This window comes from Streptomyces sp. NPDC055140 (genome assembly GCF_053607285.1).
In genome coordinates this window covers 36846-48177 of the sequence record NZ_JBSGTG010000035.1, presented here as the reverse complement: position 1 = coordinate 48177, position 11332 = coordinate 36846, and the positions used below count along the sequence as shown (strand labels likewise).

The 11332-nt window shown below is 71.9% G+C and carries 13 protein-coding genes and 1 pseudogene; 6 read left to right on the top strand and 8 right to left on the bottom strand.

Annotated elements, in window-relative coordinates; translation table 11 throughout:
* Window positions 1-111: 111 nt before the first annotated feature.
* A pseudogene (locus ACWFR4_RS40805) lies at window positions 112-282 on the top strand (transposase); the annotation flags it as partial.
* Between the two features lie 130 nt (window positions 283-412).
* Here ACWFR4_RS40805 and ACWFR4_RS40800 read toward each other — a convergent pair.
* From ACWFR4_RS40800 to ACWFR4_RS40790, 3 genes are read right to left on the bottom strand one after another with little or no spacing between them, the layout of a single operon-like run.
* Entirely contained in the window at window positions 413-1933 is a 1521-nt protein-coding gene (locus tag ACWFR4_RS40800; RefSeq protein ID WP_453466009.1) for a sodium:solute symporter family protein, read from the bottom strand.
* Window positions 1930-2253 carry a DUF3311 domain-containing protein gene (locus tag ACWFR4_RS40795; RefSeq protein ID WP_453466007.1) on the bottom strand — a complete coding sequence of 108 codons (324 nt, stop codon included), beginning with the start codon at window positions 2251-2253 and terminating at the stop codon, window positions 1930-1932. The genes ACWFR4_RS40800 and ACWFR4_RS40795 overlap by 4 nt, the downstream gene beginning before the upstream one ends.
* A 37-nt stretch (window positions 2254-2290) precedes the next feature.
* Complete coding sequence (locus ACWFR4_RS40790) at window positions 2291-2491, bottom strand: M20/M25/M40 family metallo-hydrolase (RefSeq protein WP_453466005.1); 201 nt, start codon at window positions 2489-2491, stop codon at window positions 2291-2293.
* A 141-nt stretch (window positions 2492-2632) separates the two neighbouring features.
* Here ACWFR4_RS40790 and ACWFR4_RS40785 point away from each other — a divergent pair, with 141 nt between their 5' ends.
* Window positions 2633-2830 carry a hypothetical protein gene (locus ACWFR4_RS40785; protein ID WP_453466003.1) on the top strand — a complete coding sequence of 66 codons (198 nt, stop codon included), beginning with the start codon at window positions 2633-2635 and terminating at the stop codon, window positions 2828-2830.
* Window positions 2831-3009: 179 nt separating this feature from the next.
* Here ACWFR4_RS40785 and ACWFR4_RS40780 read toward each other — a convergent pair whose 3' ends face one another.
* Window positions 3010-3540, bottom strand: a complete 531-nt coding sequence (locus ACWFR4_RS40780) for a MarR family winged helix-turn-helix transcriptional regulator (RefSeq protein WP_453466001.1) — start codon at window positions 3538-3540, stop codon at window positions 3010-3012.
* Complete coding sequence (locus tag ACWFR4_RS40775) at window positions 3537-5267, bottom strand: FUSC family protein (RefSeq protein ID WP_453465999.1); 1731 nt, start codon at window positions 5265-5267, stop codon at window positions 3537-3539. The genes ACWFR4_RS40780 and ACWFR4_RS40775 overlap by 4 nt, the downstream gene beginning before the upstream one ends.
* 216 nt (window positions 5268-5483) lie before the next feature.
* Between ACWFR4_RS40775 and ACWFR4_RS40770 the strand changes: the two genes are divergently transcribed.
* The 3 genes from ACWFR4_RS40770 (at window position 5484) to ACWFR4_RS40760 (ending at window position 7878) form a co-directional block, all read left to right on the top strand.
* Window positions 5484-6032 carry a DUF5134 domain-containing protein gene (locus ACWFR4_RS40770; protein WP_453465998.1) on the top strand — a complete coding sequence of 183 codons (549 nt, stop codon included), beginning with the start codon at window positions 5484-5486 and terminating at the stop codon, window positions 6030-6032.
* A 160-nt stretch (window positions 6033-6192) separates the two neighbouring features.
* Window positions 6193-7128, top strand: a complete 936-nt coding sequence (locus ACWFR4_RS40765; RefSeq protein ID WP_453465996.1) for a M56 family metallopeptidase — start codon at window positions 6193-6195, stop codon at window positions 7126-7128.
* Window positions 7129-7203: 75 nt separating this feature from the next.
* The gene (locus tag ACWFR4_RS40760; RefSeq protein WP_453656641.1) at window positions 7204-7878 is read left to right on the top strand and encodes a phosphatase PAP2 family protein; all 675 of its coding nucleotides are present in this window, start codon (window positions 7204-7206) and stop codon (window positions 7876-7878) included.
* A gap of 102 nt (window positions 7879-7980) precedes the next feature.
* Here the strand turns inward: ACWFR4_RS40760 and ACWFR4_RS40755 are convergent, their stop codons facing one another.
* Both ACWFR4_RS40755 and ACWFR4_RS40750 read right to left on the bottom strand, forming a co-directional pair.
* Window positions 7981-8226 (bottom strand): DUF2630 family protein, encoded by a 246-nt coding sequence (locus tag ACWFR4_RS40755; protein WP_356288891.1) that lies wholly within the window; start codon window positions 8224-8226, stop codon window positions 7981-7983.
* A 29-nt stretch (window positions 8227-8255) separates the two neighbouring features.
* Window positions 8256-8840 (bottom strand): GNAT family N-acetyltransferase, encoded by a 585-nt coding sequence (locus ACWFR4_RS40750; protein ID WP_453465992.1) that lies wholly within the window; start codon window positions 8838-8840, stop codon window positions 8256-8258.
* 210 nt (window positions 8841-9050) lie between these two features.
* Between ACWFR4_RS40750 and ACWFR4_RS40745 the strand changes: the two genes are divergently transcribed.
* The gene (locus tag ACWFR4_RS40745; protein WP_453467175.1) at window positions 9051-9746 is read left to right on the top strand and encodes a TetR/AcrR family transcriptional regulator; all 696 of its coding nucleotides are present in this window, start codon (window positions 9051-9053) and stop codon (window positions 9744-9746) included.
* Here ACWFR4_RS40745 and ACWFR4_RS40740 read toward each other — a convergent pair.
* Window positions 9734-11236 (bottom strand): LVIVD repeat-containing protein, encoded by a 1503-nt coding sequence (locus ACWFR4_RS40740; RefSeq protein WP_453467173.1) that lies wholly within the window; start codon window positions 11234-11236, stop codon window positions 9734-9736. The two genes, ACWFR4_RS40745 and ACWFR4_RS40740, sit on opposite strands and share 13 nt — an antisense overlap.
* Window positions 11237-11332: the final 96 nt, after the last annotated feature.

The window sequence follows — 11332 nt, the reverse complement described above, 5'->3', positions numbered from 1 at the left end:
CGGCTTCAGCCGGGGTAGGAAACGAAACCCTGCGGAGCAGGGCAGGGAGTGAGGTTTCGCCGCCAAGGGCGAAAGGCCGTGCTCCGACCCGCAGGTCTGGCCTTCACGTGTGGCTCCACTAGCCTGCTGCCCCTGTCCGCCGGCGAGAAGATCGCCAACCCGCGCCATGGGCGCCGCGACCGCGCCCGTCTCGCGCCGGCCCAACGCCGTCCGGCGGAGAAGAAGAAGGGGTCGGCGAACCGGGCCGAGGCCCGACGCAAGGTCGCCAAGATCCACGCCCGGCCCCCCTGTCGAGCCGGTGTAAGACCTCAACGGAGAACTCGGGGCGGACAGTCGGCGACGAAGCAGGAAACCCCACGGCGCGAGCCGTAGGAATCCCCCTCGTCAAGGACGGGCGCGGCCTCATGGATCATCAGGACTCCTTCGCCTGGGCCGCCGAGGTGGCCGGGGCGGTGGGCCGTTGCGGAGTGGGGAGGCTCGGGGCCGGTGTGGCGCGGGTGACCACGAACGTCACCACGAGGTTCGCGGCCAGCGCGATGATGCCGCCGTTGACCCCGTGCCACGGGTCGTTGTCGGTGGCCCACAGCGCCGTCATCACGACGAGCCCGGCGAGCATGCCGAAGATCCCGGCGCGTGCCGTCATCCGCCGCCAGAACAAGGAGAGCAGCACGACGGGCACGAGCTGGGCCAGGCCCTCGTACGACAGGACGGACAGCTGGACGAGCGTGTTGGGGTAGAAGAGGCTGCCGCCGAGCGCGACCAGGCCGGCGAGGACGCAGACCGCCTGCGAGAGGCGCTTGGTGCGCAGGTCGTGGTCGTGGGTGACGTCCGGCCGGGGGTGGCGCGGGTCGGAGCCGTTGCCGCCGCCGAGAACGGTCTTGCCCCACAGGGTGCCGATGGACAGCATGAAGACGCTCATCGGCACGATCGCCGACAGGGCACCCGCGACGCCGATGACCGCCACGACGGGCGACGGCAGCGAGTCGGTGACCAGGCTGAACAGGGCGAGGTCGGGGTTGCCGAGGGTCGGCAGCACGAACAGCGCCGTGGCGCCGACCATCATCGGCACGAACAGGAGCAGCTGGTACCAGGGCAGCAGCAGGGCGTTGCGCCGCAGCGCGTTGGGGCTCTTCGCGCTGAGGTAACCGGCCACGGTGGTCGGGAAGATGGTGATGGTGACGGCGTTCAGGACGACGGTGCTCAGGAACCACGCGGCGTTGCGTCCGCCGGACGCGTGCCCGGGGAACGTGAGCCACTCGGGCTTCTCGGTGACCATGCGCTGCATGAAGTCCGAGAATCCGCCGAGGTAGTGCATCGGGATGTAGACCGCGAGGAAGACGACCGCGAGGATCACCAGTACGTCCTTGAGCGCGCTCACCCAGGCGGAGCCGCGCAGCCCCGACACGAGGATGAACACCTCGGCGACGACGAACGAGATCACGGCGGCGACGTGCAGGTCGACGCTCCCGTACGTCATCGCGTTGACGACGACGCCCATGCCCTGGATCTGCACCTGGATGTACGGCACGAGGAACACGGTCCCGACGACGGCGACGAGAATCCCCAACGGCCTTGAACGGAAACGGAATTCGGCGATGTCGGCGATCGAGATGAGGCTGTGCCGCGAGGCGTACGTCCACAGGGCGGGGCCGACGATGTAGGCGACGGCGAAGCCGACGGTGAGGTAGGCGACGAGGTAGAGGATCGGCGCGCCGAAGGAGTACGACCAGCCGGCGGTCCCCAGGAACGAGAAGCTGGTGTACGTCTCGCCGGCCATCAGGAGCCAGATGAACATGACGCCGAGGCCGCGGCTGGACACGGACCACTCGGCGAGGCCCTTGGACCGGCCGCGCGCGCTGAGCACGCCGATCAGGATGGTGGCGACCATGGCCAGGCCGAACACGGTCGTCGCGACGGCTGCGGAGCCGCTCATCGGGTGCCTCCCTCGTCGGCGGGGACGGGTTCGACGGCGCCGGTGCGGTACGCCGGGTCGAAGCGGGCGACGAGCCATATGGCGACGGGGCTGATGACCGTGGCCGCGATGACCCAGGCCAGCAGGAACGGGACGCCCAGGATGCGGGGTTCGATGCGGTTGGCGACGAAGGGCGCGGCGCCGTAGAGGACGACGGGCACGAGCAGCATCCAGAGGGAGCGGCGGGCCTGGCCGCCGAGGGTGGGGAGTCCTTCGAGGGGGTCGGCCTCGCTCGGGTCCGGCTCCGGGGAGCGGCCGACGGCTTCGCCTGTGGGGGACATGACGTTCCTTGGGGAGGGGGGAAGGGCGACGGGTTGTTCAGAGTGCGGCGGCCGCGTACACGCGGGTGTACTCGGCGATCTCTCGGACCTCGACGTACTCGTCGGCCCGGTGGGCGATCCATTTGCCGCCGGGGCCGTACACGACGGTGGCGAGGCCGGCGTCGCGGGTCAGGATCGTGCCGTCGGTCGCACCGGGCACGGCTCCGAACGGCGGTGCCTCGCCGTGCAAGGAAGGCATGGAACCTCCAAGTCGGTTGGTCACGAGGCCAGTCGACTGGTCAGACCAGTTGATTTCCCGTACTCTGCCCCCCGTTCACGCCCGGGTCAATGGTCGGATCATGGATCCACTCCGGCGCAACCGGCCGACACGGAGAGGCGCGTGGCGCCCGACGACGATCTCTTCCAGCCGGCGAAGCCGGTCCGCGCCCACCAGCGGGTGGCCCAGCAGATCGAGGAGCGCAGCCTCAGCGGCGACCTGCCGCCAGGCGCCCGGTGGAGCGCGAACTCGCCGCGCGCTCCGACGTGGGCCGCTCCACGGCCCGCGAGGCCCCGCGCGTACTCCAGACTGCGGGCCTGATCCGCTCACGCCCCGGCGACCCGCTCGGCGACGAGGTCCTCGGCGCCTCCCCAGACAACCTCAGCCAGGCACTGAGCCGCCCGACCCGTTCCCGTATCGCCTCCCTCGGCGAACTGGTGCAGTTCCGCATGGTGCTCGACACCGAGAGCAACCGGCTCACGGCACGCCTGCCGCCCGGATCAGGCGCGCGGACCACCCGGGCGCCCCTCGAGCTGACCGAGCAACTCGCCCAGCAGGACACTGAGTTGCCCCTGTCCGGCGCCGCCGAGGCCGGACAGCACCGTTTTCTCGTACGCGAGCTGGTCGGGCAGCAGCGCGTCGACCAGGTCGCGGCCGGCCTCGGTCAGGCTGAGGTGGGAGACGCGCCGGTCGCGGGTGTCGCCGCGCCGGCCGACCAGACCGCGCTCCTGGAGCTGCTTGAGCCGCTTGGTGACGGCGGCGCCCGAGGAGAACGTCTCCCGCGCGAGGTCACCCGGGGTGAGTTCGTGGCCGGTACGGCGCAGCGCGCCGAGCAGGTCGAACTCGGCGCGGGTCAGCCCGGCGCGGCGCAGCGGCGCGTCCTCGGCCTGCTGGAGGAGGGCGGCGCAGCGGTTGATCCGCCCGATGACCTCCATGGGCCCGGTGTCGATGTCGGGGCGGACCGTCTGCCACTGCCGCACCACCACGGCGACGGTGTCGTCCGCCGCGCCCCTGCCGTTCCGTGTCGTCATGCTCGCGTGTTCTCCCGGGCGTCCGTGCCGCCCCTGTGCTCGTCGGTCTCCTGGACGGTCCGCCGCGTGCGGCGTCGGACCGTCGCCGCGAGCGTACGGTGTCCGGCCTGCTCGGCGGCGACCACACGCTCCTCGGGCAGGGCGCGCTGCCACCATTCGCCGGCCGCGGTGTCGTCGGCGGCGCGCAGTTCGACGAGGGCGGTGGCGAGCCTGCGGCGCGTGGTCTCCAGGTCGCCGGGCTCGGGACGCGGGGCGGCGAGGGTGCGCTCCGCGGCCTCGCGCGCGCGGTCGGTCGCCTCGAGGGCGAGCTCCATGTGGTCGGCGGCGCGCCGGTTGGTGACGATCACGGCGGCGACGATGCCGAGCAGCGCCCCGACGAGGGTGTCCACGACCCGGTCCGTGATGAGCTCGCCTGCCTCCTGCGTCCTGGCGAACTCGGTGATCAGCAGTGCCATGGGCGTCACGCACACGCTGCCGAGCCAGTAGTTGCGGGAGATGAACGCCTCCGCGCCGAAGCTGAACAGCAGGCAGAACAGGACAACGAAGATCTGGCCGACGTGAGCGAGGGGCACCACGGCGGCGAAGACGAGTACTCCGGCGAGGTTGCCGGCCACGCGCTGCACGGTGCGGTTCCAGGTGAGGGTGACGTTGGCCTGGTAGAGCGAGGCGGCGGTGACCAGGGCCCAGTACGGGCGGCCGATACCGAGGGCGAGGGACCCGTATCCGGCTAGGGCGCAGCCGACGGCGGTGCGCAGGGCGACCGGCAGGAGAGGCGAGCCGGGGGCGAGCCTGCGCCACAACGACGGCTTGCCGAAGGCGAGTTCGGCCTCGATGCCGAGGACTTCGTCGTCGACTTCACCGGCGTGGGCGTGGTTGACGCGCGGGACGGGGCCCGTGCCGCTCAGGCCGGCGGCCCATTCGCGCAGGAGCGCCGGGTCGGTGTCGGCGGGCGCGGCGAGGGCGACCTCGGCGCGCACGACGAGGCGCTCCAGGGCGCTGCGGGCGGCGCCGCGGCCGCCGGTGGCGAGGAGGGACTGCCAGGCGGCGTGGACGGCGGCGGCAGCACCGGCCCTGGCCCGCTCCCGCGCGCCGTCCTCGGCGCTCACGTACGCGGCGACGGCGTTCAGCGCGCGGGCGGTGGCGCGCCGCTCCGGGCCGTGCGGGCGTACGAGGGCGGGGGCCATGCCGACGAGCCAGGCCACGGCGCCCGCACCGGCGGTCAGGGCGAGGTGGCCGGGTATCTGCCCCAGGGTCTGCGGGGCGAAGAGGCCGGCGGAGCTGATGAAGGTGAGGATCAGATGGCCGGGCGGTCCGATGCGGGTCGCGTCGCACAGGGTCTTCTGGGCCGCGGCGAGGAGCGCGCCGACCGCCACGAGCACGGCGGCCGACGAGGTGAGCGAGGCGCTGAGCAGGGCCACGGCGAGGCTCGCGAGCATGCCGAGGACGATCCAGGCGAGGGCACGGGCGCGCGCCGCGTACGGGAGGTTGTGGGCGTAGAGGGCGCACAGCGACCCGGCCATCGTGTACATCGCGAGGTCTAGGCGGCCGAGGGCGAGCAGCGTCAGGTTCGGCACCGCCGCGGACACGACGACGCTCGTCGCGGGCTTGAACCAGATGTCGGACGGCTTGTTGAGGCGCAGCACCCCCGCGATCGGGAGCCGCCGGACCGGCCTGGACGGGGACGGGGACGGGATGGGGGTCGAGGTTGGGGTTTCCGCGCTGCTCATACAGAGAAGCTTAGCAAGTGTTTTACCTGAAAACTTTCTAGCCGACCTGCACCCGGCCGCCGCCCCGCTCACCGACCGGCGGACCACTGGCCGCGCACCACCCGCGCACGGCCGCACTGCCGAACGCGCCCAGTGCTCCCCTGCGCTCGATTGCGCCCCGCCCCGCACGGGCATCTCGTCCCCGACGCGGTACGGCGTCCGACTGGGGAGGTTCGCGTGCACGGACCGGGCTCGGCCGCCTGGCTGCTCGTCGCGCTGTGCGCGGCGACGGGGGCGTACTGCCTGCTGCGGATGCGCAGCGGAGTCGAGGAGCAGCGCCGCACGGCGGGCAGCGAGGCCCTCATGGGGTTCGGCATGGCGCTCATGGCGATACCCGCCGCGGCGATCACGCCGCCGCGCGCCGCCTGGGCGTTGTACGCGGTCGTGTTCGGGGCGGCGGCGCTGCACGCGCTGTGGGCGGCCCGTTCCAGCGCGCACCACCTGCACCACCTGGTGGGCACGTTCGCCATGGCGTACATGGCGGTGGGGATGGCCGCGGCGCCGAGCGGGCACGCCGGTCACGGAGGGGCGGGCGCACCTCTGGTGACCGGACTGCTTCTGCTCTATTTCGCGGGGTACGTGCTGTGGTCGGGGGCGCGGCTGGTGCCGGTGGCGACGTCCGGGGGCGGCCCGCCGGCGTCCGGGTGGGGGGACCGCCCTGAGCTGGCGCGGGCCTGCCGCCTCTCGATGGGCATCGGGATGGTCGCGATGCTGCTGACCATGTAGACGCGGGGACGGGGCCGTGGAGGTGCCGGCGCGAGCCCGCACGGACAGGGGGCCTGGGAAACTGCTCCATTGCGGACAACTGCCCGCTCAAAACCGTGGCGTACGTCACTTGACGCGACAGCCCGTACCCTCCGGTAGCCCCGGCTCATAGGCTGAGGCCATGACGGTCCCCGTAGCACTGCTGCTGCTCGGCACCCTCGCCGCTGTCGTCGCCCCGCGCCTTCTCGCGCGGGCCGACTGGCCGGAGCGCGAGCCGGTGGTCGCCCTGTGGGTGTGGCAGTGCGTGGTGGCCGGTGTCCTCCTGTGCTGCGCGCTGTCGATGACGCTGAGCGCGGCCGCCGCCTGGCAGGCCGTCCGCGGCCATGTGTTCGCGTCCGCCCCGCACGCCGTCGTCGACGCGTACGCGCTGCGGGCGGCCGGCGGATGGGCGGCGACGCTGGCCGTGACGCTCGCGCTCGGCGGGCTGTGGACCGCGGCGATGCTCGCCCGGGAGATCTTCCGTTCGCGGGCCAGGCGCAGGCAGCGGCGCGTCGAACTCCTGGTGCGTTCCCCTTTGTTGCCGGGCGAGGAGCCGGGCAGCGACCGACTCGTCGTCCTCGAGGGCGAGCGTCCCGACGCCTGGTGGCTGCCGGGCGCCGCGCCTCAACTGGTCATCACGACGGCTGCCCTGCGCCGCCTCAAGGGCCGTCAGCTGGACGCGGTCCTCGCGCACGAGATGGGCCACGCGCAGTGGCGGCACGACTGGCTGCTGCACTGCTCGGGGGCGCTGGCCACGGGCTTCCCGCAGGTTCCGGTCTTCGCCGCGTTCCGTGACGAGATGCACCGGCTCGTCGAACTGGCCGCCGACGACATGGCGTCACGCCGCTTCGGGCGCCTGACCATCGCCCTCGCCCTGGTCGAACTCAACGAGGACCGCGGGGTGTTCGGCCCCTGCCCCACGCCGCAGGCCCATGTGCCACAGCGCGTGAACCGGTTGCTGACCCCGCCGCGGCGGCTCACCCCGGCCCGTCGTCTGCGCCTGACCGCGGCGGCCGCCCTCGTACCGGTCGTGCCGCTCCTGGTGACCTTCGTGCCGGGCCTGCGCGCGCTGGGCTGACCCGACGGCCGGATGCCGGACGCGTCCGCTCCGCCTGATGGCCACCGGCGCCGTCCATGGGTGAGGATCTTCCCCATGCACCCGGCACCGGTCGACTCCCCGCCCCGCCCCCGGCATCCGCGGCGCGCACGCGCGACGGCGGTGCTCGCCGCCCTCAGCGCGCTGCTGCTGATCGCGGTGGCGATGCGCTGGGAACCACTGATGTCGCTGGACGGCGAGCTGGCACGCACCGCCCACCGCTGGGCCGTCGACGATCCCGGACTGACGCAGGTGAACCGGGTTCTGACGGACTGGTTCTGGGATCCGTGGACGATGCGCGCCCTGTGCGTCGTGGTCGTCGTCTGGCTTGTGTGGAGACACGACGCCTGGTGGCTCGCGCTGTGGGTGGCCGCCACATGTGCGGTGGGCACACTGATCCAGCAGGGCCTCAAGGCGGCCGTCGGCCGTGACCGCCCGGTGTGGACGGACCCCGTGGACTCCGCTCACTATGCGGCCTTCCCCTCCGGGCACGCGATGACGGCGACGGTGGTGTGGGGGCTGGTCCTCTGGCTGCTCCGCCGCTACGGCGCAGGCCGCGTCCTGTGGCGCACGGCGTGCACGCTCGCGGTGGTGTCGGTCGTCGGCGTCGGCCTCACGCGGCTGTGGCTCGGCGTGCACTGGCCCTCGGACGTACTCGGCGGCTGGCTGCTCGGGGCACTGACGGTGACCGTGTCCGTGACGGCCTACGAGCGGCTCACCGCGAGCAGGTGACCTGTCAGCCTGTCAGGGCAAGACCGTCAGGGTGTGCCGTCACGACCGGCCGTCGCGACTGGACAACTGGGCTGTCACTACTGGGCCGTCGCTACTGGGCCGTCACGACTCATAGCCCTCGACCTGGGACTCGGGCCTGGCCCTCGCCTCGTCGGGGTTCTCGCCGAACTCCGTCTTGGCCCGGCGCTGGCGCAGCAGGTCCCAGCACTGGTCGAGTTCGCGTTCCACGGCCGCAAGGCGCTCGTGCTCGGTCGCCCCGTCGATCTCACCGGAGGCGAGCGACGCGCGGAGCCGCTTCTCGTCGTCGACCATCGCCGTGATCCGGGCCAGGATCTGCTCTTGGTCCATGTCGGTACGCCTCCTAGCCGGCCTGCCCGTCACCCCTTGCCCACTCTAGGGAGGGTTCGCCCGGTGTGCGATCCGGCTCCGGTGGACGCCCAGTACCGCAGCACCCCGTCGTCCTCGCCCGCTTCGTCCCGTACTCCACCGCAGGCCTCGATGACGCGGCGGGAGGCGGCGTTGTCCGTGTCGCAGGTGATCAGCGCCGGATCGACGCCCAGTCGCGCGGCGAGCGGGAGAGCGGCGCGGAGCATCGCGGTGGCGTGTCCGCGGCCGCGGGCGCCGGACCGTACGTCGTAGCCGATGTGCCCGTCGCGCAGCCAGGCCTCGGTGAGGCGGTGGCGGATCGCGAGGCGGCCGAGGTAGGCGTCCCCGTCGACGTACCAGAGGGTCGTGCACTCGACGTCGTACTGCAGGATGCTGCGCGGTCCGTGGGTGAGCCGCATGCGGGCGACGTATTGCGCGAAGACCGCCGGGTCCTGCCAGGTGTCTCCGTACGCGCGCAGGCTGAGCCCCGCGGTGGAGTCGTCGTCGGGTCCGCCGTAGCCCTCGGCGCGGGCCTCGTCCATGGCGGCGAGGAAGGAGGCGTGGACGCGGACGTCGGGTGCTATCAGCTGCGGCATCGGCCCAGTGTGCCCCTGGAGGAGTCCGCCGCGGCGGGGATTTCCGGCGCCGGCTGCCGGACCGGAATCCCGAACCGGGCGGGCGTATCCGACGATCCCCCGCGTCGCCGGATACGCCCAGGAGCCCAGGCCAGAGGTTCCGCAAAGGGGCCTCTGTCAGGGACGCGCTGAGTATACTGGCCAAGAGCCAGTCAACGCAGGAGTTACAGGATGTCCCCGCGCAGCGCATCGGTCAACGAGGAGTTGCGACGGCGATCCCGCGAGCGACTTCTGCAGGCGACGGTCGAGCTCGTCGGGGAGCGCGGGTACGACGCGACGACACTCGGCGACATCGCGGACCGCGCCGGCTCGGCGCGGGGCCTGGTGTCGTACTACTTCCCCGGCAAGCGGCAGCTGCTCCAGTCCGCGGTGCACCGGCTGATGCACCGGACGCTGGAGGCGGCACTGGAGCGCGAGCCGCACACCGAGGACGGGCCGGAGCGGCTGGCACGGGCCGTCGACGCGATCCTTGGCCTGGCCGTCGACCACCCCGTCCTCATGCGGACGCACATGGCGGGGATCCTCCAGGCCGAGGGCTTCGTGGAGTGCCCCGAGCAGCAGCGGCTCGCCGCGCTGCTGCGCGACACCGTCCTGCGGAACGGCTCGCTCAGCGTCGAGCGCGACTATCCGCTGCTGCGCTCCCAGCTGATGGGGGCGGTGTTCGCGGCGCTGGTCCCGGGGGCGCCGATGCCGTTGCCGGCCCTTCGGGCGGAGCTGTTCGCCCGGTACGGGCTCGCGTGGGAGCTCGGAACCCCGCCGGACGACGCGGCGCCCGGCGGGAGAAGCCCGGGGAGTGCCCCGGACTTCTCCCAGTACTTCGAGCCCGGCGGTCCCGGGTCCCGGTCGAACGGCTCTCAGTCGAAGTAGTCCGGCTGCGTCTGGACGTTCAGCTCGCCCACGCGGACCCGCGCGGCCGGGTCGGTGCGCCGGTCGCTGAGCTTCAGGACGTCGAAGCCCTTGGCGATGTCGTTCGAGTAGATGTAGCCGTTGTAGTAGTACGCGGACCAGGAACCGCCCACCTGGAGGGTGTCCGTGGTGAGCGGACCGCGCTCGAAGTAGCCGATCTCCTTGGGCTTCGAGGAGTCGGTGAAGTCCCAGACCGAGACGCCGCCCTGGTACCAGGCCTGGACCATGATGTCCTTGCCCTTGACGGGGATCAGCGAGCCGTTGTGGGCCACGCAGTTCTCGGTGTCCGCCTGGTGGCGGGGGATCTTGAAGTAGTTCTTGAAGACCAGCTTGCGGTGGTCGCCCTTGCCGACGATGGCGTAGATGCCGTCGGCGCCGCGGTTCGGCCCGACGGCCTCGTTGCAGGTGGCCGCCCCGCCGCCGCCCAGCTCGTCCGTGAAGACGACCTTGTCGGCTTTCTGGTTGAACGTCGCCGAGTGCCAGAACGCGAAGTTGGTGTTGTCCTCGACCTGGTCGATGACCTTCGGGTTCTCGGGGTCCTTGATGGAGAACAGGATGCCGTCGCCCATGCAGGCGCCGGCGGCCAGGTCCTTCGAGGGCAGGACCGTGATGTCGTGGCAGCCGGTGGTCTTGGAGACGCCCGGGTTGGTGGGCCCGCCGGGGTTGCCGCCGCCGTCGGGTCCCTCACCGGGGAACAGGACGGGGAAGTTGACCATCGCGGCCTTCTCGGGCGCCTTGCGCGGCACCTTGATGACGGAGATCCCGTCGTGCGGCGGCTGGCAGTCCGGGAACGTCGCGCTCGGCGAGTACGAGGAGACGTACACGTAGACGTTCTTCTTCTCCGGGACCAGCGTGTGCGTGTGGGAGCCGCAGGCGGTCTCGACGGCTGCGACGTACTTCGGGTTCTTCTTGTCGCTGATGTCGAAGACCTTCATGCCCTCCCAGGAGGACTTCTCCGTGGCGGGCTGCGTGGTGCTGGCACAGGAGTTGTCGCTGCGCGACGAGTCTGTCGACAGGAAGAGCAGGTCACCGGAGACGGAGATGTCGTTCTGCGATCCGGGGCACAGGACCTGCGCGACGGTCTTCGGGGCCTTCGGGTTGCTGAGGTCGAAGATGCGGAAGCCGTCGTAGTTGCCCGCGAAGGCGTACTTGCCCTGGAACGCGAGGTCCGAGTTGATGCCGGGCAGCACGTCCTTGGGGATGTTGGCAAGATGTTCGATGTTGTCGGAGTGGACGACCTCGTCCTGGGCGGGTATGTCGCCGTTCGCGATCGCCGCCCGGGTGTCGGCCGCCGTGCTCTTCGAGAGCCGCTCGGCCTTGGCCGGGGCGTCGCCCGGGTCGGGGGTCGCCGCCGCCGGACCGGCCATGAGCAGCGCGGCCAGCAGCCCGGCCGCGGTCGCGGCAACTCCCAGGCGTCTGCGGCGCGTTCGGGACTCGTTCAACAGGGTCACTGCTGTCTCCCTCGTCGATGACTTCCCCGCTTCCCCCGTTCATGCGGGAGCGGAGCACGGACCCCCACGAGTATCGTCTTCATCATGCACAGATCA